Source organism: Rhodohalobacter barkolensis (assembly GCF_002834295.1).
In the GTDB taxonomy this organism is placed as follows: domain Bacteria; phylum Bacteroidota; class Rhodothermia; order Balneolales; family Balneolaceae; genus Rhodohalobacter; species Rhodohalobacter barkolensis.
The window spans coordinates 634,085-659,663 of record NZ_PISP01000001.1; the positions used below are offsets into that span (position 1 = coordinate 634,085).

At 40.8% G+C, this 25,579-nt stretch carries 23 protein-coding genes; 13 read left to right on the forward strand and 10 right to left on the reverse strand.

Annotated features, from left to right (window positions below; translation table 11 throughout):
- Window position 1: 1 nt before the first annotated feature.
- Genes CWD77_RS02510 through CWD77_RS02530 form a run of 5 tightly spaced genes read right to left on the reverse strand, consistent with a single transcriptional unit; the run spans window position 2 to window position 5,307 of the window.
- On the reverse strand, window positions 2-1,225 hold the full coding sequence (locus CWD77_RS02510; RefSeq protein WP_101071652.1) for a serine hydrolase: 1,224 nt from the start codon (window positions 1,223-1,225) through the stop codon (window positions 2-4).
- Window positions 1,226-1,275: 50 nt separating this feature from the next.
- A complete protein-coding gene (locus CWD77_RS02515) occupies window positions 1,276-2,535 on the reverse strand; it encodes a type IX secretion system plug protein (protein WP_165779059.1) in 1,260 nt (419 codons plus the stop codon).
- A gap of 52 nt (window positions 2,536-2,587) precedes the next feature.
- Window positions 2,588-3,415 carry a diaminopimelate epimerase gene (dapF, locus tag CWD77_RS02520; RefSeq protein ID WP_165779060.1) on the reverse strand — a complete coding sequence of 276 codons (828 nt, stop codon included), beginning with the start codon at window positions 3,413-3,415 and terminating at the stop codon, window positions 2,588-2,590.
- 7 nt (window positions 3,416-3,422) lie between these two features.
- Window positions 3,423-4,622, reverse strand: a complete 1,200-nt coding sequence (locus CWD77_RS02525; protein ID WP_101071655.1) for a DNA polymerase III subunit — start codon at window positions 4,620-4,622, stop codon at window positions 3,423-3,425.
- Between the two features lie 22 nt (window positions 4,623-4,644).
- The gene (locus CWD77_RS02530) at window positions 4,645-5,307 is read right to left on the reverse strand and encodes a heme exporter protein CcmB (RefSeq protein WP_101071656.1); all 663 of its coding nucleotides are present in this window, start codon (window positions 5,305-5,307) and stop codon (window positions 4,645-4,647) included.
- A 202-nt stretch (window positions 5,308-5,509) separates the two neighbouring features.
- On the opposite strand from CWD77_RS02530, the gene CWD77_RS02535 reads away from it, so the two are divergent.
- From CWD77_RS02535 to ald, 8 genes are all read left to right on the forward strand, one after another.
- Window positions 5,510-5,980 carry a PTS sugar transporter subunit IIA gene (locus CWD77_RS02535; RefSeq protein WP_101071657.1) on the forward strand — a complete coding sequence of 157 codons (471 nt, stop codon included), beginning with the start codon at window positions 5,510-5,512 and terminating at the stop codon, window positions 5,978-5,980.
- Window positions 5,981-5,991: 11 nt separating this feature from the next.
- Window positions 5,992-7,461 carry a D-alanyl-D-alanine carboxypeptidase/D-alanyl-D-alanine endopeptidase gene (gene dacB / locus CWD77_RS02540; RefSeq protein WP_101071658.1) on the forward strand — a complete coding sequence of 490 codons (1,470 nt, stop codon included), beginning with the start codon at window positions 5,992-5,994 and terminating at the stop codon, window positions 7,459-7,461.
- 2 nt (window positions 7,462-7,463) lie between these two features.
- Window positions 7,464-8,834 carry a sigma-54-dependent transcriptional regulator gene (locus tag CWD77_RS02545; RefSeq protein WP_101071659.1) on the forward strand — a complete coding sequence of 457 codons (1,371 nt, stop codon included), beginning with the start codon at window positions 7,464-7,466 and terminating at the stop codon, window positions 8,832-8,834.
- A gap of 39 nt (window positions 8,835-8,873) precedes the next feature.
- On the forward strand, window positions 8,874-9,764 hold the full coding sequence (folD, locus tag CWD77_RS02550) for a bifunctional methylenetetrahydrofolate dehydrogenase/methenyltetrahydrofolate cyclohydrolase FolD (RefSeq protein WP_101071660.1): 891 nt from the start codon (window positions 8,874-8,876) through the stop codon (window positions 9,762-9,764).
- Window positions 9,765-9,820: 56 nt separating this feature from the next.
- On the forward strand, window positions 9,821-10,534 hold the full coding sequence (locus CWD77_RS02555; protein ID WP_206017929.1) for a hypothetical protein: 714 nt from the start codon (window positions 9,821-9,823) through the stop codon (window positions 10,532-10,534).
- Window positions 10,535-10,555: 21 nt separating this feature from the next.
- The gene (truA, locus tag CWD77_RS02560) at window positions 10,556-11,290 is read left to right on the forward strand and encodes a tRNA pseudouridine(38-40) synthase TruA (RefSeq protein WP_101071661.1); all 735 of its coding nucleotides are present in this window, start codon (window positions 10,556-10,558) and stop codon (window positions 11,288-11,290) included.
- Between the two features lie 82 nt (window positions 11,291-11,372).
- Window positions 11,373-11,669, forward strand: a complete 297-nt coding sequence (locus CWD77_RS02565; RefSeq protein WP_133120163.1) for a hypothetical protein — start codon at window positions 11,373-11,375, stop codon at window positions 11,667-11,669.
- Between the two features lie 189 nt (window positions 11,670-11,858).
- Window positions 11,859-12,971: an alanine dehydrogenase gene (ald, locus tag CWD77_RS02570; RefSeq protein ID WP_101071663.1), complete on the forward strand. Its 1,113-nt coding sequence runs from the start codon at window positions 11,859-11,861 to the stop codon at window positions 12,969-12,971.
- A gap of 137 nt (window positions 12,972-13,108) precedes the next feature.
- Here ald and CWD77_RS02575 read toward each other — a convergent pair whose 3' ends face one another.
- From CWD77_RS02575 to CWD77_RS02595, 5 genes are all read right to left on the reverse strand, one after another.
- Window positions 13,109-14,278, reverse strand: a complete 1,170-nt coding sequence (locus CWD77_RS02575) for a citrate/2-methylcitrate synthase (RefSeq protein ID WP_101071664.1) — start codon at window positions 14,276-14,278, stop codon at window positions 13,109-13,111.
- Between the two features lie 211 nt (window positions 14,279-14,489).
- Complete coding sequence (gene mazG, locus CWD77_RS02580) at window positions 14,490-15,260, reverse strand: nucleoside triphosphate pyrophosphohydrolase (protein ID WP_101071665.1); 771 nt, start codon at window positions 15,258-15,260, stop codon at window positions 14,490-14,492.
- 160 nt (window positions 15,261-15,420) lie between these two features.
- A complete protein-coding gene (locus CWD77_RS02585) occupies window positions 15,421-16,695 on the reverse strand; it encodes an asparagine synthetase B (protein WP_101071666.1) in 1,275 nt (424 codons plus the stop codon).
- A complete protein-coding gene (locus CWD77_RS02590; RefSeq protein ID WP_101071667.1) occupies window positions 16,692-18,593 on the reverse strand; it encodes a tetratricopeptide repeat protein in 1,902 nt (633 codons plus the stop codon). The genes CWD77_RS02585 and CWD77_RS02590 overlap by 4 nt, the downstream gene beginning before the upstream one ends.
- Window positions 18,594-18,599: 6 nt before the next feature.
- A complete protein-coding gene (locus tag CWD77_RS02595) occupies window positions 18,600-19,202 on the reverse strand; it encodes a Maf family protein (RefSeq protein WP_101071668.1) in 603 nt (200 codons plus the stop codon).
- Window positions 19,203-19,402: 200 nt separating this feature from the next.
- Between CWD77_RS02595 and CWD77_RS02600 the strand changes: the two genes are divergently transcribed.
- The 5 genes from CWD77_RS02600 to CWD77_RS02620 all read left to right on the forward strand — a co-directional run bounded on the left by CWD77_RS02600 (window position 19,403) and on the right by CWD77_RS02620 (window position 25,477).
- On the forward strand, window positions 19,403-19,663 hold the full coding sequence (locus CWD77_RS02600) for a DUF3098 domain-containing protein (RefSeq protein ID WP_101071669.1): 261 nt from the start codon (window positions 19,403-19,405) through the stop codon (window positions 19,661-19,663).
- A gap of 87 nt (window positions 19,664-19,750) precedes the next feature.
- Window positions 19,751-20,521 (forward strand): DUF92 domain-containing protein, encoded by a 771-nt coding sequence (locus tag CWD77_RS02605; RefSeq protein ID WP_133120164.1) that lies wholly within the window; start codon window positions 19,751-19,753, stop codon window positions 20,519-20,521.
- Window positions 20,518-21,828, forward strand: coding sequence for a dicarboxylate/amino acid:cation symporter (locus CWD77_RS02610; protein WP_101071671.1), 1,311 nt, complete (start codon window positions 20,518-20,520; stop codon window positions 21,826-21,828). The genes CWD77_RS02605 and CWD77_RS02610 overlap by 4 nt, the downstream gene beginning before the upstream one ends.
- Before the next feature lie 196 nt (window positions 21,829-22,024).
- A complete protein-coding gene (locus CWD77_RS02615) occupies window positions 22,025-22,921 on the forward strand; it encodes a tetratricopeptide repeat protein (protein ID WP_101071672.1) in 897 nt (298 codons plus the stop codon).
- Window positions 22,922-23,002: 81 nt separating this feature from the next.
- The gene (locus CWD77_RS02620; RefSeq protein WP_101071673.1) at window positions 23,003-25,477 is read left to right on the forward strand and encodes a T9SS type A sorting domain-containing protein; all 2,475 of its coding nucleotides are present in this window, start codon (window positions 23,003-23,005) and stop codon (window positions 25,475-25,477) included.
- The last annotated feature ends 102 nt before the right edge of the window (window positions 25,478-25,579 follow it).

Below are 25,579 nucleotides of genomic sequence, written 5' to 3' on the forward strand. Positions count from 1 at the left end.
TTTAATTGATTTCTGAACGTTCTTGATTATCAGATAGGGAAACCTGCTCCATCAAATCAATAAGTGCAGGATCGTAAATGAGTCGTTGCTGAAAATCTTGATGCATGTGATTTCCAGACATATGAAACCAGAAACCGATCGGTAAATTGTCAAAAATAATAGCCTGAAATTTTGTTTCACCGGTATAAACCAATGTGCCAAAATCCACGCCGTTTAAAAGCCCCATCCGGTTGTCGAAGAGGGCGCCGTAATCGGTAAAGTCTCGTTGGATTTCAGATCGGTCGCTGTAGGGCGATCGTAACCAGTTCAGTATTCTTTCACTTGCCCTGCTTGAGATATTCTCCTGTGTGTAGATCTGTTCAAGAAATGTAGTCAAATCCCGAGCTGTGGCTTTTGGAAAAAGCTCCATTGCATCGCGCTCTTCCATGAATGATCTTCCGAGTCTGTCATCTTCAAATTCTTTTGTCAACTCTTCACGTATTGTTGAATCCGTAGTAAATTCATTGGATTGTTGAATTACGTAATCTCTGAACTCACTTTTTGATCTTTCATCCCAATCGGATATAAGTTCATCAATAAATTGATTGCTTACCGATTCTGATATGGTAAGGTATATTCCCGAAAATGGAAGAGGTGTATCCGTTGATTCGAGTCCAAATTGATCCATTAATCCATCCCAATCGAATGGCTCCAGCTTCCACCACAGGTAATCGGAGAGAGCCGGATCATTAAAATGGGAGAGAAGAACAAAAGCATCCTGTACTGAAATCTCTCCATTTTGAACCCACCCTTTCTCTTCTGCAAAAGTAATGGCATCAGCGTGGACTGAATTGTCGATCTGTGGTAGTACATATTTGTCAATATCGTTCACAGAGATCAGTTCTTCCGGGTTAAGATCACCGGATTCCATCTCAATTGCATAGGCGGTCATCAGAAATATATTGGATAGAGCACCCATGGTTCGGGGAGTATCTGCTTCATAGAAAATTGTAGAGTCCGGATGTTCAAGTACAATACTGGCAACGGAGACATTCTGCGGATTTTGTTCAATATATTCCGTTAACCCTCGCAGTGACTCAGTTTTAGGCACCCAGTCAGATCCCTCCATAAATGCTTCCCGATTTTCAAGAAACGTGTTAAATGCCGTCCAGTTTAAACCGATCACTACAACCCCTAATACGAGAGCTGTACCTACAAATGCGGATATAAATTTTAAAATTCTCATGTGATGAATAAAGGGAAATAATGTGTCGTAATTATAAATTTGGACTGATTTTATCGACTTGCCTTATAAAACGTATTAACCTGCAACAATCTGTGATAAAATTGATTGATGTCTCTGAAGTAGACAAAAGCATGATACTCCTGTTGGTTATCCGGAAACAGTGTATCAAAGGCAAGATCGTCCATTGTTCCGTTTTCAACCAACACGTATTTGTATCGATACGTGCCTTCTTTCATAATAACCGTACTGATCCATCTTCCAAGATTCTCATCATAATTTAGTCGATGTTCTTGGGAGATTTTCCAGGAATTAAAATCGCCGACCAGATAAATTTCCTGATTCTCATTTAAATTGTATTCGGTATCAAATCTGAATTCAACTTCAAGATAGTTGGAGTTTGTGGTGGTTTCGGGGCCATAATTTTGAGGCACACCTACCGTAACCGGTTGCGTAAATCCTTCTGATTCATCTCTCAGTGTTACTTTCCAGGGCTCCGCGCTTTTATCAACGTCCAGAACCGTTCTGCTTAGCTGATCCACATTGTTTAGGTTCAACACTCGAAATTCATAATCGCCAAAAAAAGGTCGGTTAAAAGAGAGTTCAAACTGAGCTTCATCCGGGTCTGAAAAATCTAGTTCCTGAGCTTCTACACGTCGCCCCCAAAATTGATTTTGACTATAGTAAAAAGAGAGATCGAACTGAGGTTGATCCACAAAATCGGGTAGAACGTAACGACTTACAGGACTGTGCATCACTCTTTGGTTAAAGCGAGCAGACTGCAAAACTTCTGCACCTGATGCTATTGAACCCTCATTTTCATACACGAAAAAAGGCAGAGAGAATTCAAGCTCACCCGTATCTCTGTTATGAATATGAAGTAAGTAATTTCCACTGACTCTGAATCCGATGTTTTGATTAGGAAAGCTGTAAGAAAAAGACCGGTAGTACGGCTGTGATGATCGGCTGACTATACCGCCTGATATATCGTACTGTTCAAAACCTGTCAGGAACTGATCAGGCGAAAGACCTGACTCCGACCAGTCCGGATTATGGTGCGTAAATGAGATTTGGTACGAGCGTGATTCAAAGCCAAGCGACTCAAATCGAAGGGTTAACTGGTCGTTGCTGTTTAGCTCCAGAAATGGAGCAGCATTGGGTTGTTTGGAAGGATGGAGCTTAACGGAATAAACAGGATCATCCGGTGATACGACCTGTGGCAGTGTAAAATATTGATCAGTTGCAGATTCTTGTGATGATCTTTCCTCAGAATAGGATTGCCCTGTTGTTGTACACCCGTGTAAGGTTGTCACAATCAAAAGTGTAACACTCAGATTAATGATAACGGATACATATGAGTTATTTTTACAGATAGTACTCTCCCTCAAAAACAAAAGTTGCCGGTCCTTCAAGTTTAATTTCACTGTATTTTTTGTCAGATTCATTAAACTGAAAATGAACCATCAGGGTACCGCCTCTCACTTTTACTTTATATGTGTATTTACCATCTCCATTTTGCTGAAGATGATGCCATGCCAGCGCTGAAGAGATCGCTCCGGTTCCGCATGCAAGGGTAAGGTTTTCCACACCGCGCTCGTACGTTTGCAGACAGAGTTCGTCCGAATCTACACCGGCAATGAAATTGACGTTGGTTCCCTTTGGCTGATAGTGATTGTGATAACGTAAATAGCGTCCGTCTGTTATCAACTGCTTTTCATCTTCGAGCAGATCTTTTTGAACCGGGCACACAATATGCTCGGTGTTTGTATAAACATTTAAAACAGATTCTGAACCTACATTCTCTTCTTTAACTTCTGTTTCGAGCGGAAAAGAAATGGTTACATTCTCTTGTTCAACATTGGCTCTGTAGATTTTGTCGTGTACCCGAAAGCTGAACTGTTTGGGTGAACCTAATGTAACTGCATATGCGGCAAAACAGCGGGCTCCATTACCGCACATTCCGGCGTCACTGCCATCCGGATTTTTATAGACCATGACCAGATCTGCTTTTTTGGTGATATCGTAACAGAGTGCAATCAATCCGTCACTCCCAATTCCAAATTTGCGATCACATAACACAGGAGCAATTTTCGACAACTCTTCGTCTTCAATTTTCATGGATCGGTTGTCAAACAGGACAAAATCATTTCCTGCACCCTGCATTTTTATAAAGGGGAGTGTATTGTTGTTCATCAGTCGGTTATCCTTCAGTAAGTGCAGGTAAATGTTTCCATGCCTCATCTTCATTAATCAAGGGATCTACTCCACGCATCAAGGCCGTAAATCTCATGGAGAGTGCTGTATAAATATATTTAAGCTGCACATTCTGGTACAGCAGCTGTTTCAAACTCTGAAGATGTTCAATCATCTCAATAATACGGGCATCCTTCATTGTTGCCGTAAATTTCTTGATCACTTCAATTTGATCCACGTTGGTGACTAACTGTGTGCTCTTCTGTTCCCTGTACACAAGAATGTCTCTCAGAAATTGCTCCAGAGAGTTACATACGGCAATTTGATTTTCAGTATTGAGTTTGCTGTTCCACTCATTGACAATTTTAAGAAGTGCCGGTACATCCTGGGTGTAAGAATATCTTAGAAAGTCGATAATTTCTGTACGGGTCTGCTTTAAGGTCTTAACATCAAAGAAACGGGAGAGGGAGTAGTTCCCATCTGCCATCCTGGCCAGGAAAGACGCATCTTCCTCAGATTTATGATCAAACTGTACCAATCCATCTCGAATATCATTTTCACTGAGCGGATTTAACCGTATTTGCTGGCATCGTGAGATAACGGTTGGCAGCAGTTGATCGGTTTTGGTAGCTGTGAGAATAAAAACCAGCCTTGATGATGGCTCTTCCAGAAATTTTAAAAATGCATTGGCAGCCTCTTTACGCATCGTATCGATTTCTGTAATCACAACTACGGTTCGTCGTCCCTCATTGGGATTGTACTTCATCAGCGGCTGAATGTCTGACCGGTAGTAATCGATGGGATAAAATGCGCGTCTGTTCTTAGACATATTATCACTGTTCAGGGCCGGCCGAACGGCAAAATCAACGATTTCGTAGGGATCTTGAGCCAGCATTTCAATTCTGGGCTGTATTTCGTTTTCGCCTTTGGATGGAAATGGAATAAACAGATGAATGTCCGGGTGAGCAAACCAGCTGGATTTTTTTGATTCTGCAGTTCCCCTTAGATTAGTGAGATTATCAATTCCGTTGATGGCTTCTGCCATAGCCAAAGCAAATGCCTTTTTTCCGACTCCGGTTGGACCGGTGATGAGATAGGCGTGATTAAGCCGATCACTTTTCAAAATTCGTTCAGCCTTCTCACGGGCATCCTGTTGTCCAACTAAACGGCGATCTCCAAACGATATGTTATTTTCAATAAAACTCATTCAGCTAAATCAATTTAAAGGTCTATTCATCCCAGATATAATCAAAGAGAAGTACTCCGGCTGCGATCGTTGTACCACAATACCCAATGAGTGCGGCGAGATCGTTTAATTCGGATCCATCAGGACCGTTAACCAGCGCGATGGTGGTTGTTCGAGTTAAAATAAGGAGTAATGGAACCAAAAGCGGGATACAAAGAACAGAAAAAACGGCTCCCTTTCGATCTGCTTTGGCAATCATCGCAGAAACCAAAGTGGTAACAGACGAGAGACCGGCTGCTCCGAACAGAATTGAGAACAGAAAATAGGGTAAACTCACAATTTTCATGTTCATCATTACGATATAGAAGAAAAATGTAAAGATGTGGAGTATTAATAGGAACAGAAAATTATAAACCAGTTTACCGGTATAGACTTCAGTAGCACGAGAATTTAAACGTAGAAGCTCCCAGGTTTTCTTTTCGGTTTCATGCACAAAAGATCGCATCATTCCGGTCATTGCAGCAAAAAGGATCACAATCCATACCAAACCGCTTTTTGGAGTGGGGTCGAGCTGCTGTGCACTTAATGTAAACAGTATCAGGAGCAGAGCGGCTCCTGTAAATGCCAGGAGTGTATTGATCGCATATTTTGTGCGAAGTTCTTGGGTAATCTCTTTCTTAAGAATTGTGAGCGATGATTTCAGCATAGAATCGTCAGATCATTAAGTGCCCGTAAAGGTACAAAAAAATAGCAGAGAGGTGAGGGTAAATTCTTACGTTTTTCTGCTATAAAATGAGATTATTATGCTTCTTAAAATAATCTGAAATGCATTAGGAATATTTTTGAAGAGTATGCAATATGGTCACTATATTCTGATGTACTAAAACCGCTGTGCTTGAATCTTTTTTATGAACATCTATTCACTACTCGACAAGTCTACAATTCTTGCTAATCTTGATGTGCAGTCAAAAAAAGAACTGCTTGAGAAGATGATTCAGTCTTTGTCGGATCATGTTAATGAGAAACAACTCCGGGAAATACATACGGCTGTATTTGAACGAGAAGAAATTATGTCTACCGGGGTTGGAAAAAGCCTTGCCATTCCACACGGCAAAGTTAAATCAATCGACGAAAATATAGCGAGTTTCGCAAAGCTTAAAACTCCAATAGACTACGACTCCATCGACGGCGAACCGGTGCAAATGGTTTTTTTATTGGTTGGCCCGGAATCGAAACATACCATTCATATTAAACTTTTGAGTAGAATTTCACGATTAATGAATAGTGTCTCTTTTAGAGAATTGCTAAACGATTGTGATACACCGGAAGAGATTTATGAAGCTTTTCATCAAGAAGAGCAACGATATTTTACCACATGATCCTATAGCCTATGGAATCTGTTCGATTGTTTAAACGATCACTCATCAAGGCACTTCTGCTGAGCACATTTCTTTTCTCAGGGCCTCTGATATCTTATGCACAAATTTCATCTGAGGTCGATTTTTTGATCGACAGGAGTCGTGCAAACGATGCATTCTGGTCTATTCATGTTTCAGACAGCCTCGGTAATGTTTTAGAAGAACTGAATGGCCACAAACTGATTCGACCGGCCTCTAACCTGAAGTTAATTACATCCGGTGCATTTCTGGATGTTCTTGGAAAGGATTACCGATTTACGACAAATCTCTATGGAAGGGGAGAAGTTATAGACAATCGCTGGGTAGGAGACTTAATCATTGAGGGAAGTGGCGATCCTTCCATTAACGGTGAGTTTTACGACGATCCGCTATTTCTTTTTGAAGAGTGGTTTCAGGTACTTGATTCGCTTGGAATTGAACAAATTGATGGCAGTATTATTGCTTACGATGGGCTTTTTGATGACGTACCCTATCCGCAGGGATGGGAGTGGGATGATCTGTCCTATTACTATGCACCCGAAATCAGTGCGCTTTCATTCAACTTCAATGTGGTGGATCTGGAAGTGGTGGCTGATGGGGCTGTTGGCTCTCAACCCACCATTCGCTGGTTTCCTTTCAATACATCGTATGTAGAGTTTTTGAACCAACAAACGATCACACCTGCCGGTACAAAATATAATGAATCGTACCGAAGAGTATTGGGAACCAACACTATTGTGTTGCGAAGTACATTGCCCCAGGGATATTACGAGACGGAGCCGCTTTCTGTACTCTCACCATCAACCTATTTTATTGATACTTTTTCGCGCTATCTGGACAGGAGCGGTATACGGGTTAGAGGGCAATTAATTGTAGAGAGTGATTACTATAGCTGGAGTACAGAAGGCTTGGAAGTACTGGCGACTCACACATCTGAACCGCTTCATAAAATGGTGACCTGGATGAATCGTGAAAGTGATAATCTTTTTGCAGAAATGCTGACGAAAAAAGTTGGGAACCATGTGTATAATACTCAGGGAAACACAGAAATTGGCTTACAGGTGATTAAAGAGTTTATGCACGAAACCGGTATTGATACTTCTGTAGTACGGCTTCGAGATGCTTCCGGTATGGCACCCGCTACCCTGATTCGGGCTTCCGATTTAAATCAGTATCTTAATTCTATTAAAAATAAACCTTGGTTCGATACGATGTACGAATCGCTATCGGTAGGCGGTGTCAATGGAACGTTAGGGCATCGATTCAGGAACAGTACAGTGAATAGAAATTTTTATGGAAAGTCCGGTTTTATGTCGGGTGTAAGAACGTTAAGCGGTTACTTGACAACCGGCTCGGATCAGCAGCTGACGGTAACCATTGCTACAAATAATTACACAACATCTACAGGACATGTAGACTGGGTTCACGAGAAAATTTTAGAACATCTCTACAATAACTACTGAGAATGAGTAAAAAGCCGCGGATTTTAATTACAGATGATGAAAAGAGTATCAGGAATATTCTGAGGGATATACTTGAATATGAATCATATGACGTAGAAGAGGCGGAAAGTGGTGATGAGGCTCTTAAAAAGGTTTCCGGTGGAAGGATAGATCTTGTTATCCTGGATATCAAAATGAAAGGAATAGACGGACTGGAGACTCTGGAGAAGATTAAAGATACAGAGCCCGAACTCCCGGTTATTATGATTTCCGGACACGGCACCATTAAAATTGCAGTCGACGCTACAAAAAAAGGCGCCTACGATTTCCTGGAAAAACCACCGGATCTGAACAGGTTACTGGTTACTGTGCGGAACGCTTTAAAAAGCAGTGAGCTCATTCGTGAAAACAAGCAGATTAAGTCTGAACTGCTCGGGGTTTCCGAAATTATTGGTGAAAGTGCCCCGATCAAAAAAATTAAGGATACCATATCAAAAATTGCTGCCACGTCCAGCCGCGTACTCATTACTGGAGAAAATGGTACGGGAAAGGAACTGGTTGCACGATCCATCCACAGCCAAAGCAGAAGAGCTTCTAAACCTTTTGTTGATGTAAACTGCGCTGCGATTCCCTCAGAACTTTTGGAAAGTGAACTTTTTGGTCACGAGAAAGGAGCTTTTACCGGTGCCATCAAACAGAGGATCGGTAAATTTGAACAGGCGAATGGCGGTACACTTTTTTTAGATGAAATTGGAGATATGAGCCCCGATGCTCAGGCAAAAGTGCTGCGAGCCCTTCAGGAAAATAGGGTTACTCGGGTTGGAGGTTCCGAATCTATTGAAGTGGATGTAAGGGTGATTTCAGCTACAAATAAAGATCTTCGAAGCGAGATTGAGCAGGGAGGCTTCCGGGAGGATTTATACCATCGGTTAAGTGTAATTCCAATTCACATACCACCGCTTCGGGAAAGAAGGGAAGATATCCCCCTGCTGGCGAAAACCTTTCTGGCTCGCTTGGGTGAAGAAGAAATCGTGTTTTCCGGAAAATCATTTACAGACGATGCCATCGAAGTGTTGAAAGAACAGACCTGGTCAGGTAATATTCGTGAGCTTCAAAATGTTATTGAACGATTGGCAATACTTTCGCCCGAAGATGAAATTACAGGTGATGATGTCCGCCGACTGGTGGTAGGGAATCAAAGTTCGAAAAAGGCGGTCTCTGAATTGATAAATGATCTGGAAAAATTCCAGGATTTTAAGGAGGAAGCCGAAAAACTTTTTCTGGTAAAAAAACTTGAGAAATATGGCTGGAATGTATCGGCTACGGCTGAGGCGATTGATATTCGAAGAAGCCACATCTACAATAAGATGAAGAAATATGATATTGAACGTTAATTGAAGCTCGAAATATAGATTAAATAAGGGATAGGATAGATGTCTGCAAAACTGATTGATGGGAAAAAAGTTGCCTCAGAACTTAAAGAACAAATTCGCGAAGATGTCGATAATTGGGTAAATGCCGGTAACAGGCGCCCTTTTTTGAAAGTTTTACAGGTTGGAAACGACCCGGCTTCTTCAACATACATAAAAGCAAAAACCCGAGTTTGTAAAGAGGTTGGGATTGATACGGACACCACTCATTTACCGGATACCGTATCGGCCAAAGAGCTGAAAAATGTAGTCACTCAATTTAATAATGACGATTCCATTGATGGAATTTTAGTTCAGCTTCCTTTACCGTCTCATTTGTCATCTCATGATGTGATTGAGAGTATTGATCATAGAAAAGATGTGGATGGATTTCACCCGATGAATGTGGGTCGTTTAACGCTCGATCAGCCAACATTTAAATCGTGTACCCCGGCAGGTATTTTTGAACTTTTCAAGTATTATAGCATCCCCACAAAGGGAAAACATGCTGTAGTGGTGGGGGCGAGTAATATTGTGGGTACACCAATGTCTATAATGCTTTCTCGTGAGAACTCATCCGGTAAGGCAACCACTACCATTTGCCACAAGTTTACGAAAGACATCACAGCACATACAATCTCTGCGGATATTCTGGTAGTAGCCGCCGGTCAACCGAATTTGATCAAGGCTGAAATGGTAAAAGAGGGAGCTGTTGTGATTGATGTTGGAATAAATCGAGTGGCTGATGAAACCAGCGATAAAGGTTATAAATTGGCGGGTGATTGTGATTTTGAGAGCCTCAAAGATAAGGTTAGCTGGATTACACCGGTTCCGGGCGGTGTAGGACCCATGACGGTTGCCATGTTGATGAAAAATACACTACTGGCAGCTAAAAAATCGATCTATCCGGATTGATGATGTGACATAACCTGAATATGTTTTTATACCGTCTGATTTTAATATCTATCGTTATGATCCTGTTATTTGGTTTAGCAGGTGTAACTACTTCTTCCGCTCAGCTGGTTGAATCGGGCAGTGATGGAATGGATCAAATTTCTCAATTAGATCAGACTGACGATAAATCACCCCGAGGAGCTTTTTTAAGATCGTTGGCCGTTCCGGGCTGGGGACATTTTTATGCAGGTAAAAACCATTCGACTCGGGGTGGCATACATTTGGGAGCGGATGCAATTGTGTTGGGATCTATTTTTGGATTCAATATCAGAGCGAACAGACTGGAAAATGATTTTCTCACCTTCGCAAATTTAAAAGCCGGAGTTGATTTATCATCAAGAAACAGATCGTTTCGATTAGCCGTTGCCGATTTTAACTCTTTGAATGACTACAATGACTATCAGTTGCGTACGCGGAACTGGAATCGGCTCATTGAAGATACACCGGATAATCGATGGAACTGGTCGTCAGCAGAAGATCGAACGACGTACAGGGACATGCGATCCGATGCAGACCGAATCCGAAACCAAATTCCCGGTCTTGCAGGGATTATGGTAGTTAACAGAATTATAAGTGGAATCAGTGCCTATAACAGAGTCCGGAATGATAATGAAAGCAGTAATCTAAGCAGAACATCTGTTTCACTCTTACCGGTTTGGCATAACAATCAAATCGATCCATCGATATCTGAATTAAGCGGAGTGGCTGCTAAGTTTACATTTACATTTTAATATTTCTTCCCACCCAGATTTATGAGCCGTTATAAACTCACATTCGAATATGAAGGTACCGATTACAGCGGATGGCAAAGGCAACCCAATGTGCGCACGGTAGAAGGGGAGATTGAGTATGCTTTCTCTAAAATGTTTCAAAAGGATATAAACATCATTGGTCAGGGAAGAACGGATGCCGGTGTTCATGCTCTATCACAAACAGCCCATGTGGATCTGCCCGAACGATATTCAAAAGAGCGTATTGAATATGCAATGCGTGGCTTGCTGCCAAAAGATGTGGCCCTAAAAAAAATTGAAGATGCAGATGAGGATTTTCATGCGCGATTCCATGCCCAATCCAGGAGTTACAGGTATCAAATATCAGTTGAACCAAGTCCTTTGAATCGTAGATTTACGTGGGAACACTTTATGGAGCCGGAATTTAATATCCTTGAAAAGTGTGCGGAAATGATAACAGGAGAGAGAGATTTTATCAACTTCTGTATTCCAAATGATGAAGAGATAGGTACCACGATTTGTACCATTCTGAACTGCAGCTGGAAGCGTGATAATGAAATGTTACAGTTTGATATTGAAGGGAATCGTTTTTTACGTCATATGGTACGACGTTTGGTTGGTAGTATGATGGAGGTTGCCACCGGAAAAAAATCAATAGAGGATTTTAAAGTACTGTTAAGTAATGAACCCGTTGAAAGAAAAGCATTTGCAGCTCCTGCATGTGGATTGATCTTAACAGAAGTTAAGTATGATTGATGCCCCGCTTAACAAATTGTTAACATAGGGGTAAAGATTCGATAAGCTCAATTGTCCATTTTAGGACGAATTATATATTTATATGAGCTTAGATATGTTAATAGGGTCAGACTTTAATCATAAAATGGAATCCATTCTTTTAAAAGCGCTTAAACTATCTGAATCATCCAATCAAAGCCGGATATCTGTAGAAGAGTTAAATCAAGATTTAGAATTGGATAGAAATGAATTAAAGAACTATCTGGAGTATTTGAGCGATAAAAACTTTCTGATCTTATCAACTATAGGAGGTCCTTTCTTGTACGGTCATATTGAGTTGACTTCAGAGGGTTTAAAAAAGGCAAATAAGATCCTTCAAAAAAGTAAAAATTGCCGGTAATTTTTAAACCCATTAACACAAATAAATCTGGTTTGAAATGTATTGATCTGTTTGACGTTCAAAACGTTGGCAGATTTCCCGATTTCTAATCAGTTTTGCTCTCTTTTACACGATTTCCTCTCGCCTTTTGCTGAAAGTTTCCTACCTTTATAGCGACTTTTTAAACGTTCAAATAAAACTATTGATATAATGATTATTGGAGTTCCTAAAGAGATAAAAACTCTTGAGAATCGTGTTTCTTTGCAACCGGGTGGAGTTCATCAATTGATAAATAACGGGCATCAGGTTCTTGTAGAAAAGGGTGCAGGTCTGGGAAGCGGTTTTACAGACGAAATGTACGAAAGTAATGGAGCAACCATCATCGATGATGTAGAAGAGCTTTGGAAACAAGCCGGCATGATCATGAAAGTAAAAGAACCGATTAAAGAGGAATACCCTAGGATGCGTGAAGGTCAGATTATCTTCACCTACTTTCACTTTGCGGCCAGCCGTGAACTGACTGAAGCCGTTCAAGAATCGAAATGTATAGCCATTGCATACGAAACTGTTGAGAAAAAAGATGGATCCCTTCCTCTGCTTGTTCCGATGAGTGAGGTTGCCGGACGTATGGCGGCTCAGGAAGGTGCTAAATATCTCGAAAAAACATTTGGCGGACGAGGCGTATTAATGGGAGGTATTCCCGGAGTGCCACCTGCAAACGTACTGGTACTCGGTGGAGGTATTGTGGGTGTAAATGCCGCTAAAATTGCTGCAGGAATGGGGGCCAGTACAACTATTCTGGATATAAATATTCCTAAGCTGCGCTATTTAGATGATGTGATGCCGAAAAATGTTCGTACACTTTTTTCTACGGAAGGAAATATCAGAAACTTGCTTCCTACAACGGACCTGATTATTGGTGCTGTACTAATACCCGGAGCTAAAGCGCCAAGCCTAATCAGCAAAGATATGTTGAGTCTGATGAGACCCGGAACGGTTATGGTTGACGTTGCCATTGATCAGGGTGGATGTTTCGAAACTTCGAAAGCCACTACGCATGATGAGCCGATCTATATGGTTGATGACGTTGTTCACTACTGTGTAGCTAACATGCCGGGTGCTGTTCCTTACACTTCAACGTTAGGACTGACCAATGTAACACTTCCTTACGCTGTTCAGATAGCGAACAAAGGTTGGGAAAAAGCAATTAATGATGATCCTGAACTGAGAATGGGACTTAACATAGCTGATGGAAAAATTGTTTATAAATATGTTGCAGATGCATTTGATATGGAATACACTCCCATTGACGACGTGATGTAATTTTTCTAAACACTATATAGAAAAACCCGGTTCAATAATATTGAGTCGGGTTTTTTTGTTTAGGATAAAAAATTTCATAAAAAAACCCTGCGGGATTGTTCCGGCAGGGTTTAAATAGGTTAATAGGAGAAGAGAAATTATCTCTTTTCAACAGGCGTCCATTCCAGGTTTTTCTCACCTATGTAGAGCGCTCTTGGACGAACCAGACGATTATTCTCTGATTGTTCAATGTAGTGAGCAGACCATCCGCTTACGCGACTCATGGTAAATATACATGTAAAAAGATCCGGTTGAATACCAATTGAGTAGTAAACCGTTGCTGAGAAGAAATCCACATTAGGATCAATATCCTTCTCATCCTTCATGGTTTTCATCATATCTTCAGACCACTCATAGAGTTTTTCATGTCCGGTCTCTTCAGATAATTTTTTCGACATTTTTCTTAGGTGGAAGGCACGCGGGTCGAATGTTTTGTACACTCTGTGACCAAAACCCATAATCTTTTCTTTGTTCTCAAGCTTTTTCTTGGTAAACGCAACGGCATCCGCGCTGTCGCCTTCTTTTTCAAGCTCGAGTAGAGTATTCATTACAGCGGTATTTGCTCCACCGTGTAGTGGGCCTTTAAGCGCACCAATAGCACCTGTAACAGCTGAGAACATGTCAGATTCAGTAGCACAGATGGTTCTGGCGGTGAAAGTTGAAGCGTTCATTCCATGTTCTGCATGAAGTATAAGGCAGAGATCCATGGTTTTCTCAGCTGCATCACCCGGCTTCTCGCCGTTTAGCATATATAGAAAATTATAAGCTGTACTTCCTTCCTTCAGAGGAGAAACAATCTTTTTTCCTTTTCGAGATCTGTCGAATGCAGCAATAATAGCTGGAATTTGAGCCGTCATTGCAATCGCATGCTTCCGGCTGTCTTTGGCTTTATCCCCGGAATTTTCTGTTTCAAAATCTGAAAGCATGGAAACAGCTGTTCTGAGAACCGCCATCGGCTCAGCGTTTTTGTTGGTAGTTTTGATATACTCCAAAACCGGCTTGGGTAAATTACGTTGGCTAATCAACTCATTTTTCAGTTCATCAAGCTCAGACTTGTTTGGCAGTCTGTCATTCCAAAGCAGAAAGCATACTTCTTCGAATGTTGCCTTTTCTGCAAGTACATCAATATTATACCCTGAATAGATGAGTTCACCTTTTTGTCCGTCAATTGAGCTCTTGGTGGTAGAAAAAGCTACAATACCGTCTAAACCCCTGTTGATGTGTGGATATTCGCTTGTATCGATATTATCCAGATTATGGTGCGCCATTATATTTATCCTGTTTAATTAACATTTTTATCTCTGCGGTTGCAAATAGTCTTGAATAAACTGAACGTGTCTCCTAAGAATGGATAACCTTTATGAATATAAATCGTTCAGCGAGCGTCAACTTCTTTATCACGCAGAAATTTTCTTTTTTATGCTAATAAAATACAAAAAAGTAAGCGCTTTTAGAAGCAGTCTCAGAGGTTAAAGTCTGTTAACTCCCTTCATTTTTCTTTGCATCTTCCCATAGCTGATCCATCTCCTCCAATGAAGCATCTACGATAGATCTTTCCCTCTCTTTTAAACTTTTCTCGATATGCTGAAATCGATAGGTAAATTTTCTATTTGCACCTCTTATTGCATCTTCTGCATTCAATCCAAGCAGTCGTCCAACATTGACTAAACTGAAAAGCAGATCCCCAAATTCATCCTGCTGTTCCTTTGCCGTTTGATTTGCTACTGCTTCCCGCCATTCATCAATCTCTTCATTCAGTTTATTCCAGGCGAGTTTCCACTCTGCCCAATCAAAACCGACATTTGCCGCTTTTTCCTGCATACGCTGAGCTCTGATAAGTCCGGGCAGATGTTTAGGAACGCCATCGAGAATAGAGTCCCGACCCTCTTTTAGTTTAATGGCTTCCCAGTTGGCGGCTACCTGGTTTTCCTCATCAGCCACTGTATTTCCAAATACGTGAGGATGGCGCCGAATCAGTTTTTCCGAGATGTTGTAGATCACGTCACCCATTTCAAAATGCTTGGTTTCTGAGGCCATCTTGGTTTGAAAAACGACGTGAAGAAGCAGATCACCAAGTTCCTTTTTCAACTCATCCATATCATTATTGTCGATCGCTTCTACAGCTTCATAGGCCTCTTCGATGAGGTTGTCTTTAATACTGTGGTGAGTCTGTTTTCGATCCCAGGGGCACTCTTTTCTTAAAATGGAAATAAGTTCTACCAGGTCTTCAAAATTTCGAGATGGCTTCATAGTCTGTATTACAGTATTTCAGTTGAATAAAGAGTCAGATTGATATTGAATGCAAAGATAGGAAGGTTAGGGGAGAGATGTGTGGATTCGGTATATGTTCTACGGTTTAAGGTATACGGCAAAAGTGCTCGTCAGACGAGTTTTCAAACTCTATTTTGAATCACGTCTGTTTCTTTTTCTTCTCTGCAGCGGGGAACAGGATATTATTAAGGATCAATCGGTACCCGGGGCTATTGGTATGAAGGCTCAGGTCAGTCGGAGGATCACCAACACGATGTGTGTAATCCTCAGGATCGTGACCTCCGTAAAATGTAAAGGTTCCGTTTCCGTAGTTGCCATGCACATATTTCACCTGATCACGTCCGGGCGACTCGGCGAGAATGACGGCACTGTTTTTAATTTTGTCTCGCTGAAAAGCCGTGGCCTGACCATAAAAACCGCGGATACTGCTCACGTGATTTTGTGTAAGCATAGAAGGAACCGGATCCCATTTGGCAGAAAAATCGAACAGGGTAAAAAAGTCAAGACTCTCGCTGATACGGTTTAAATCTACTTCAATATCGATGGTGGAGTGTTCATACTCGTACGGGTCGGTTATAACTTCAAATCCTTCGAATGCGAAGGTTTCGTTAAAATTGAGACGGTTATTCACATCGTTATCAATCGGGTCCCCATCGATTTCTCTTGGAATAATGTCTAATCCTTCGGCAGCCAATGAAATATCAAAAGTGTCCGTTGCCGAACACATCGCAAACATAAACCCGCCATTTCCAACAAAGTCACGTATTTCATGTACGATATCCAGTTTTAGCTGGCTAACTTTTTCGTAACCCAACTCAGTTGCCAGCTCCTGTTTATCCTGAACCTGAGTGATATACCACGGAGCATTTTGGTACATACCCCAGAACTTCCCAAACTGCCCTGTAAAATCTTCGTGATGGAGATGCAGCCAATCATAATCAGCCAGTTCACCTGAAAGTACTTGTCGGTCGTAAACTGTGTCGTAAGGAATTTCAGCATAGTCAAGTACCAGGGTAACCGCATCATCCCAAGGAAGTGAACCGGGAGGAGAGTAGACCGCTATTTTTGGGGCAGCTTCAAGATTAACAGCCGACATGTTTACTCCAGGATTTTCCACTTCACCGATGATTTGTGCTGCCTGAGACTCAGTAATTACTTCAACCTTAACATTTCTGATCCTGCTCTTTCGAATAATATCCTGAGTTTCGGTTGTTAAAAAACTACCGCCTCGGTAGTTCAGCAACCATTGTCCGGTTTCGCCTTCATTCAGATGATTAAAAATAATTCCATAAGCTTTCAGGTGATTGGTTTGTGAACCATCCATTGGAATTAAAACACGATTCTGGGCTTGCAGATGAAAGAAACCTGAACCCAAAAATAGAAGTAATAATAAAGCTGTAAACTTGGATCTCATTGCAAATATCCATTTTGAAACTGTTGTAATTTTTCTCGTGCATACGAAGCGTAAAAACCATCAGGAAAAGAGATTACAAGATCTTCAAAAAACTCCTCGGATTCATCTCGTGTAAACTCAGTTTTTACATCTGAACTGAAAAATTTATCCTCCGCAGATAAATTCCTGTTGATAACAATTCTTCCATTTACAATCTGTTCAACCAGCAGAGCACGATCCCACATCAGCCGTTCGAGCAGGGGAGTTTGTGAATTCGTTTCAATTTGCCGGTTGAGAAGTTGAAGTTTGAACGCTGTAAAATCTTCGGGCAGTGTTGAGGTCAATTCGACAGATAAATCATCCGCAAATGGATTTCTGGGGTTATCCCAAATAGGCTCCAAAATTTCTAAGGCGTTATTGAAATTCCCGGTATGAAGAGAAAACATTCCTTCGCCCAGACTATCTAATACGGAACCTGTTGTATCTGCTCGCAATCCATCCTGAATCCATATACGAAGTTTAATCGCATCATTTGCATAATAAGATGAATTTCTACGTTCCAGCGATCTCAGCTGTATTTCTGCAAACTCGGAGTCACCCGCAAAAAAGTCAGAAAGGGCGGAGAAATATCGAACTTTTTCGGAGAGGTCGGATTGATCGGTTGCGCGGTCAGCCCGTGCCAATTGCTGGCGGGCTCTGCTAAAGTTGTTATTGAAGATGGAAATTCTTCCTTCGGCATAAAGAGTGTATGGATCATCGGATCCTGCATTTTGCTGTAATTTTGAAAACCATTTTTCGGCATCTTCCGGATCTTTAAAAATATCCAGAGACAAATCAACCAAACGGGCTAAAACTCTGTTTATCTGTTGATAATCAGAATCTTGGTCAATCAACTCCTCTGAGGTGTCATAAGATTTTTGATAGAGTACACGAATAGAATCTGCCGGTACGAGGTTGTTCTGTTCGGCATACTGAGCCCACTGCAGGTACGTGTTGCTAAGCTCATCAAAAGAACGATAACGAGTGGTTAAATTTGTACTTTCGTTGTAATACTTATAAGCATTTTCCGCAAAAGGAAACTGTTTGGCAGAGAGAAAACGGTTACCCAGTGAGAACAGTGAATATACAGTGTATGACGTCTCTTCTTCATAAAAGCGAGCGAAATTATACGCGCGTTCATACTCTTCCGTTTCAAGTAGGAGCCAGCTTAAAAGTTGATAAAGCTCGGCATAGGCTTCATGAGATGTAGAAAGATCCATCATTAAATCCTCCAGCTCAAAAGAGGCAATCTCATATAGATTATTGTCTTGCATTTGGAAAAACCGCTGCTGAACAATAGCCATTTGACGGGGAGATTCAAGGATTAACCGATAATACTCACTTACAGATTCATCAAATCGCCCGGCCTGCATATAGGTATTGGCGAGTTCGTTAAGGAAGAGAGTTTGATTGTTATGGATCTCCTGAGCTTGACGATAGGTTTTAATGGCCTCATCATATTCCCTGCGATTGTTCATCGATGATGCAATTGTGTAGTAAGCCTGTATGTTTTGAGAATTATTTTCAATTGCTTCACTCCAGATCTCGATAGCTTTGTCTCGATTTCCTTTCATATGCTGAATTTCACCGAGTTTACCTTTTGCCTGAAGTGTTACGAAGCCGCGTTCGATCTGTTTTTGAACTATCTCTTCTGCTCGATTCAAATTATTGACGTTGATCAATGCATCAATCAAGCGATCAAAGTAAACATAAGATGAAGGATTTTGTTCATGTAGTTCAGACAAAATTGGAATGGCTTCTTCATAATTCTGTTGCTGCATCAGCCGGTTGGCAGATTGAAAATCCCTATTTTGTGAAATTCCGATATCAACGAAAAACAGGAAAATCAGACCGGTAAAAAAAATAGATCGATATAGCATCAGCAGTTAATAAAACAGTTGTTTAAACACGTTTGGAAAGTGCAGTTTTACCTGATCATAAAATTTGAAAAGTGGAAACCCAACAACGTTATTGTAATCGCCATTAATTTTTTTAACGAATACAGCTCCGAAATCATCCTGAATGCCGTACGATCCGGCTTTATCCATTGGACTGCCGGTTGAGACATAACGTTCTATTTCCGATTTTTCTAACGCCCCAAATGTAACTTTCGTCTCTTCAGAAAAGGTTCGATGTTTTATTAAAGTTCCATTTTGGTGTGTTAAAGCCAGATATACGCCGCTGTATACTTCATGGGTTTGATCACTCATCCTGGCAAGCATCTCTTTTGCGTCATCTTTGTTCTGAGGCTTACCGAGATAGCTGCCGTTCAGAGATACAATGGTATCAGCGGCAATTATAAACGAATTTGGATGTTGCTGAAGCACCGATTCTCCTTTCTGAAGCGCTAGGGACTGAACCAGTTCTTTTGGATTCATACTATCATCCATCACTTCTTCGATATCAGAAGGGGATACAGTAAAATTCAGATTGATCTGTTTGAGCAAATAAGACCGTCGGGGACTAGCCGAAGCCAGGATGATTTCCATATTTTAAAATTCTCTTAGAAAGAACATTTTTCCTGTTTCAGATATTTGAATAACTTAAACATCGAACGGGCTTATTAAAAGTAAATCCTTTGAATCAGTGGGGATTTTTTTTATTCGGGATTGATCAAAAAGAGTGTTTACTTGCAATAGCAGTGCCTGTATGTTTTTAAATCACAATAAATAAAGAACCGATTGTCTGTATGAGTGCGAAGCAACGAAGGAATAAGAATAAGAAAAAGAAACCGATGCTATTTACTCCTTTAAATTATAAACTTTTGGGATTGGGGGTACTGTTGGTTGTGATTGGTTTTACGGCAATGAGACTTGAAAATGAAGTATATGGTATTATATCACTCTATTTTTCACCTATCATTATACTGTCAGGTTATGTTGTAGTAATCTATTCTATATTGAAACGAGACCATAAACTTGAGGATTCATCACCCAAAACCTCATCTTAAATCGTTTTGGACAGGCTCATAAATTATCTTTTCTGGATCGTCATTATATTTCTCTTCGTACTTGAGGGGAAATCGAGTGATCATTTGATGATCTTAGCTGGAATGGGCCTATCCATATTAGTTGCGTATATAGCTTTTTTTCTCAATTGGATTACACTCGATGCAACCAAAGCTGCTGTCGTATTAGGAACCGTAACGTTTGGTTTTGGTGGCATATGGCTGGCACTTGCACTGATTTTTTTCTTCATAAGTAGCAGCCTGGTTACTCAAAGGAAAAGACAAAATGGAGTAGATGCCGGTTCAGTTCCTCTGCGGTCTGAAGATCCCTATCATAACAGCAGAAGGGATGGCTATCAGGTGTGGGCCAATGGATTTTGGGTAGCGGTGTTCTGCCTGCTCTGGTTTCAATTCAAGCAAGACTATCTGCTACTCTCTGCATATGGTGTAATAGCTGCCGCAACTGCAGATACCTGGGCTACTGAACTGGGTTCAAAAAAACCTGGAAGAACCCGATTGATAACCAATTTCAGAAAGGTAAATCCGGGTACGGATGGCGGAATCAGCTTAAGGGGTACCCTGGCAGCAATGATAGGCAGTTCTGCAATAGCAAGTATTTTACTGATTCAGCCTGATTCAAACAGTTTACATATTTTTATTGCTATTGCAGCAGCTGGATTTCTTGGTTCTGTTGCAGATTCCTATCTTGGCGCTTATTTACAAACAAAAAATGTACATCGCTTCAGGCCAGATCGATTAATTGAACGCGATGCCATGTTTAAAAACTGTTTTGTCAATTGGCTGGCTACAGGAATTGGCGGCATGTTAACTCTCATAACTATTAAAATCATAACTCTATGAAGTGGTATAGAAAACTACATTGGCAAATAATAATCGGTATGGTACTTGGCCTTATTTGGGGGCTTTTTTCCAGTATAGTTGGGTTAAATGAATTTACCAGCGATTATATACGGCCATTTGGTGATATTTTTATAACTCTTCTGAAGTTGATTGCCGTACCTCTTGTACTTGCTTCTTTAGTTGTTGGAGTTTCCAATTTAAATGATATGAGTCAGCTTTCCCGAATGGGAGGGAAGACGATTGCCATTTATTTGATTACCACAACTTTAGCCATTACAATCGGTCTTGGGGTGGTCAACATTATGCAGCCCGGAAAAGCGCTACCTGAGGAGACAAGAACCAGTCTGATGGAAAGCTATGGCGGATCAGTAGAGGGAAGAGATGAAGCCGCACAAGAACTCCTGGATCGTAGTCCCCTCGATTTCTTTGTAGACATTGTGCCTGAAAACTTTTTTGAAGCCGCTTCTGACAACGCAAATATGCTTCAGGTGGTTTTTATTGCCATTCTGATTGGAATAGGTATTGTTCAAATCCCAATTCAAAAGGGTCAGGTACTGATTAACGTCTTCGAGTCTTTAAATGATGTGATCATCAAAATAGTCGACCTGATTATGAAAACAGCACCTTACGGTGTATTTGCACTGATGGCTGTTGTGATTGTGGATCTAGCGGGAGACGACTTGAGCCAGGCGCTCACGCTTCTCAGCGCGCTCGGTTGGTACACGCTTGCTGTTGTCTTTGGCCTGTTTCTTCATGTGATGATTGTTTATTCAAGCCTTTTTAAAATATTTAGTCAGATGAAACTCAAAGACTTCTTCAAGGCAATTCAGCCGGCTGTTCTCTTAGGTTTCAGTACAAGTTCAAGTGCAGCTACGCTTCCGGTTACCATGGAGAGAGTAGAGAATAACCTCGGAGTAGATGAGGAAGTCTCCAGTTTTGTTCTCCCTGTGGGAGCTACAATTAACATGGACGGAACCAGCCTTTATCAGGCAGTGGCAGCTGTATTTATTGCACAGGCACTGGGAATGGATCTTTCGATTGCTCAGCAGTTAACGATTGTTTTGACTGCAACATTGGCGTCAATAGGAGCGGCCGGAGTACCGGGGGCAGGAATTATCATGCTGGTTATCGTATTGCAAACCATTCAGGTGCCGATAGAGGGAATAGCACTTATTTTAGGTGTCGATCGTATTTTGGATATGGTTAGAACAGCCGTGAATGTGACAGGGGATGCAGCTGTTGCAGTAGCTGTTGCTCATACTGAAGGAAAGTTAGGGGCTTTGCACTTTGATGATGAAGACCTTTAATCAGTGAAGAGTCATTTAAACAGACAATATCAAATGACTCTTTTTGTTTTAGAATTGCAGTTCGGATCAAAACGTTGAATCTGTAGTTAGAACAGACACTGATTCTTTATGGTTTTTATACTATCACAGGATTGAATACGTAGGTTCTAGGGTTTGCAACTGTTCTGAAACTGACCAAATAACTATAATCTGACAAATGACGCTGCTTGTTTATTTTTTAACGCTCTTTACATTTATGACGGGTACGCCGGACTCGTCCTTGTCCAAATCATATGATGAAAAATTAGAGGAGGGGATCGAAGCATTTTACAACACCGAATGGGAAAAAGCTGAAACAATTTTCACACAGCTAATGAGTGAAAACCCTAATGATCCACAGCCACACTTTTTCTCCTCAATGATGCCTTTTTGGGAGTATTTTTTTATTGATCAGAATGAAGAGCTTGCCACTGAATTTCTGGATCGGTCTGAAACTGCTGTGGAGCTTAGTGAAAAGCGGTTAGACAACTCACCCAATGATACTACCATGGTGTTACTGCTGAGCGGTTTACATGGTTACAGAAGTTTGGTTGCAGCTGGTGAAAGTAATTACAGAGTGGCTGTTCGTAGCGGTATGACCGGGTTCAGTTACACACGCAAACTTTTATCTCTGGATACAGATCGCCCGGATGCAAGAATTGGCAGGGGTATGTTTTACTACATGATGGGCAGTGTTCCATCAGAATTAAAGTGGGCTACAAATATTGCAGGTCTTCGCGGTGATATAGATCAGGGTTTTGAAGAATTAAAAATTGCTGCAGAGAGTGAGAGCTATGTGAGTAATGACGCCAATATGTTGTTGATGTATCTTTATAATAAAGAAGAGAGATATGAAGAAGCTTTGTACTACGCCGATCTTCTTACCGATCAGCTTCCTAAAAATGTGATTTTTAAATTTAAAAAAGCAGAAATTTTAGAAAGCTCCGGCAATAAAAAGGATGCGAGAGAGTTATTTGCAGAGATTAATGAAATGAATCATCCGGATCTTCCATTGCTTACAAAAAAGAGCAGGATAAAGGTTGAGGAGCTCACAGATTTAACACAAATTTATTAGAATACTACAACAATCTTTCTGTTTTAATTGTTATTTTTGTTACATAATAAAACAGAGAAACTGTTAACTATTAATCAGCCTATGGGGAAACCGCTACAGAAGGGAATTTTTACTGTTCTGTTTTATCTTTTGGCTTTTACATTTCTCATTACAGCAAGGTCTCAGGCACAAGTTGTAATTCAGGATGAAAGAGGTTTAGAGATTGCTTTCAGTGCATCCGGTTCCCTTAACCAATCCCAAATTATTCAGCTCACTCCAAGTGATATATCTTCTCTTTTTTTTGAAGGAGAAGAGATTACGATTAGACCTTGGGGAGAATCTTCAGATAGCGCTTCACCATTTTTTGTTGAAAGTGAGAGTGGAGATTATGCGATTGGCGGATTAAAACCTGCTAACTCACCCAAAAACCGTCTTTTTTATCTGAGTCTGGCGAATACGACATCTTCTATGATAGATGGGATAAATGTCGCATTTGATCTACTCTATTTGCCTACTGATAATTCGGACTTTTCACTGCAGCTTCGGTATAAACTTGGAGACCAAGAATGGACGGATGTTCCCGGAGCTACATTGAACAGTTCTATGTTACGAGGAGATAAAGAAGGATGGAACTCATTCTCAGTACAATCTACGCTCGACCAAATACTTTTGGAGCAAGAGGAAGCAATAGAATTTGAATGGATAGACCGAAATGGTGAAATGGATGCGGATCAAATTCCGGTTGCCATTCAGCATGTTGAATTATTTCCCGAGATATTTACACCAAGTGAAATGAAACGGGGTGATCTGATTATTACAGAAATTTTACCCACTACCGAGTTAAGTAACGGCAATGTTGAATTTGTAGAACTGTATAACCCTACAGAGAAAACAATCTCGCTTAAAGGAGTTGAAGTTCGAACTTCGAATGGATCAAGTATGATTCGTACAGATTTTGAACTTTCACCCAACAGTTTTGGTGTAATAACCTCTGCCAGTTCCCCGGAATTTATCCGGTCTAATCAGGTTTATCGATATAGCAATTCAATATTATCTGATAACAACGGATTTGTAGAACTGTATAGTGGGGACAGAGAGGTAGCTAAAGCTACATTTGAACGAATGGATACGGATCGTTCACTGGAGTTGAATCGCATTTCCAATGCCTTTGATGGGTACACCAGTTTGCAATATTTATCACCCTCAGCAACGACTTTATCAGGAAATGTATCAGCATCTCCTGGAAATGCCGGGAGTGCGCAAAAACTGTTTGTTAAAGAGCTTACAGGTAATGGCTGGTATTTTATTTCCTCACCGGGACTACTCGATGAGAGACTGAGCCGGATTAATTTCCAAAACATTAACATGGTTAGAAGCGAAGTGGGTTCTTTTTCAGACTTCGAACCAAACGAGCCTCTTTTTATATATCAGGAAGATGGAACATCCAGGAAATTGTATTCTGTTGAATCAACTCAAAATCTTTCTGATAAGAGTTATCCAATTAATGATACTTCTTCAAAGATTGTGACTGCTCAGGATGATCTTCAAAATACAATAGGTAAATTAACTGATGATTCAGGGCGCAGAGTTTCTCCTGTTTATTTATACTGGAATAATACAGATCAGAAATTTCAACTGCTTTATGACGAGAATTCCAAAGTAAGCAGATGGGATCCCTTAATCGTAAACCGTTCTGTGAATGATCCTGGAGTATTCTCAGCCGAGACCCGTAGTATTCAAGGAAATCGCATGGATCGATTTATTCATTTTAGTTTTTTGGAGCTAACTCAGGATGGATCCAGAAAACGACTGGATCATTCAATCGTTGGGTTTTTAAGAGAGGAGAGGGGACAGACTTCAACACGGTTCGACCTGCCTAAACTATTGCCAATTTCAAATGACGAGAAAATACGCAACGACTTGTCGATGATGCATATCTCATCCGACGAAAGTGCTGACCGAACAAATAGTTTTGTACATTTCCCATTTGATCTTGATCAAACCTATTCGTTTGATGTGGGTGTAATTTCCAGTGACAGAACCTATCAGGCCGTTTTGGATTGGTCAGATATGTTAGACATACCTGATGAATGGATATTGACTCTTAAGGATAATCTCACCGGGAGTGAGATTGATATGAAAGAACAGGGCAGCTATGAGTTTCGTGTAACTGCATCTGAAGGAGATCTAAAACAGATGGAAGTCGAGCCCGGTACTATTACCGCATTTAATCCGGATGAAGACGAGCGATTTACCGTTACAATGAAACCGTATGAATCTTCAGCAGGTATTACAGAGGAGACAGAAAGACCCGGTTCAGTTGAACTGAGGCAAAATTATCCAAATCCATTTAACCCATCTACCAACATAGTTTTTTATCTGCCGGAACAGCAACCGGTAAAAATAGGAGTATATAATATTGTGGGTCAGCAGGTAGCTCTTCTTGCTGATGAACCTATTGGAGCTGGGGAGCATACGATATCATGGAATGCCTCCGAAATGCCAAGTGGTGTCTACATTGTTCAACTGGAAGTTGGCAGCCGAATTTTTACTCGAAAAATTACATTGATCAAGTAGAACGGAGTTAATACTTCTGTCAAAAAACAGATAAATGATAAGGGGCTATTTTTCATTTAGTTTTAATGTATCGAAATTGGCATTTTCGCGGTAACTAGAATA

Bases quoted from the DNA above. Each gene is read 5' to 3' on its own strand.
- CWD77_RS02620 (WP_101071673.1), top strand. From the start codon at position 23,003: ATGGGGAAACCGCTACAGAAGGGAATTTTTACTGTTCTGTTTTATCTT.
- CWD77_RS02535 (WP_101071657.1), top strand. From the start codon at position 5,510: ATGAACATCTATTCACTACTCGACAAGTCTACAATTCTTGCTAATCTT.
- dapF (WP_165779060.1), bottom strand. From the start codon at position 3,415: ATGAACAACAATACACTCCCCTTTATAAAAATGCAGGGTGCAGGAAAT.
- CWD77_RS02565 (WP_133120163.1), top strand. From the start codon at position 11,373: ATGAGCTTAGATATGTTAATAGGGTCAGACTTTAATCATAAAATGGAA.
- CWD77_RS02555 (WP_206017929.1), top strand. From the start codon at position 9,821: ATGATCCTGTTATTTGGTTTAGCAGGTGTAACTACTTCTTCCGCTCAG.
- CWD77_RS02510 (WP_101071652.1), bottom strand. From the start codon at position 1,225: ATGAGAATTTTAAAATTTATATCCGCATTTGTAGGTACAGCTCTCGTA.
- CWD77_RS02595 (WP_101071668.1), bottom strand. From the start codon at position 19,202: ATGGAAATCATCCTGGCTTCGGCTAGTCCCCGACGGTCTTATTTGCTC.
- dacB (WP_101071658.1), top strand. From the start codon at position 5,992: ATGGAATCTGTTCGATTGTTTAAACGATCACTCATCAAGGCACTTCTG.
- mazG (WP_101071665.1), bottom strand. From the start codon at position 15,260: ATGAAGCCATCTCGAAATTTTGAAGACCTGGTAGAACTTATTTCCATT.
- CWD77_RS02585 (WP_101071666.1), bottom strand. From the start codon at position 16,695: ATGAGATCCAAGTTTACAGCTTTATTATTACTTCTATTTTTGGGTTCA.
- CWD77_RS02545 (WP_101071659.1), top strand. From the start codon at position 7,464: ATGAGTAAAAAGCCGCGGATTTTAATTACAGATGATGAAAAGAGTATC.
- CWD77_RS02615 (WP_101071672.1), top strand. From the start codon at position 22,025: ATGACGCTGCTTGTTTATTTTTTAACGCTCTTTACATTTATGACGGGT.
- CWD77_RS02590 (WP_101071667.1), bottom strand. From the start codon at position 18,593: ATGCTATATCGATCTATTTTTTTTACCGGTCTGATTTTCCTGTTTTTC.
- CWD77_RS02605 (WP_133120164.1), top strand. From the start codon at position 19,751: ATGATCTTAGCTGGAATGGGCCTATCCATATTAGTTGCGTATATAGCT.
- CWD77_RS02525 (WP_101071655.1), bottom strand. From the start codon at position 4,622: ATGAGTTTTATTGAAAATAACATATCGTTTGGAGATCGCCGTTTAGTT.
- CWD77_RS02575 (WP_101071664.1), bottom strand. From the start codon at position 14,278: ATGGCGCACCATAATCTGGATAATATCGATACAAGCGAATATCCACAC.
- ald (WP_101071663.1), top strand. From the start codon at position 11,859: ATGATTATTGGAGTTCCTAAAGAGATAAAAACTCTTGAGAATCGTGTT.
- CWD77_RS02530 (WP_101071656.1), bottom strand. From the start codon at position 5,307: ATGCTGAAATCATCGCTCACAATTCTTAAGAAAGAGATTACCCAAGAA.
- CWD77_RS02610 (WP_101071671.1), top strand. From the start codon at position 20,518: ATGAAGTGGTATAGAAAACTACATTGGCAAATAATAATCGGTATGGTA.
- CWD77_RS02600 (WP_101071669.1), top strand. From the start codon at position 19,403: ATGAGTGCGAAGCAACGAAGGAATAAGAATAAGAAAAAGAAACCGATG.
- truA (WP_101071661.1), top strand. From the start codon at position 10,556: ATGAGCCGTTATAAACTCACATTCGAATATGAAGGTACCGATTACAGC.
- folD (WP_101071660.1), top strand. From the start codon at position 8,874: ATGTCTGCAAAACTGATTGATGGGAAAAAAGTTGCCTCAGAACTTAAA.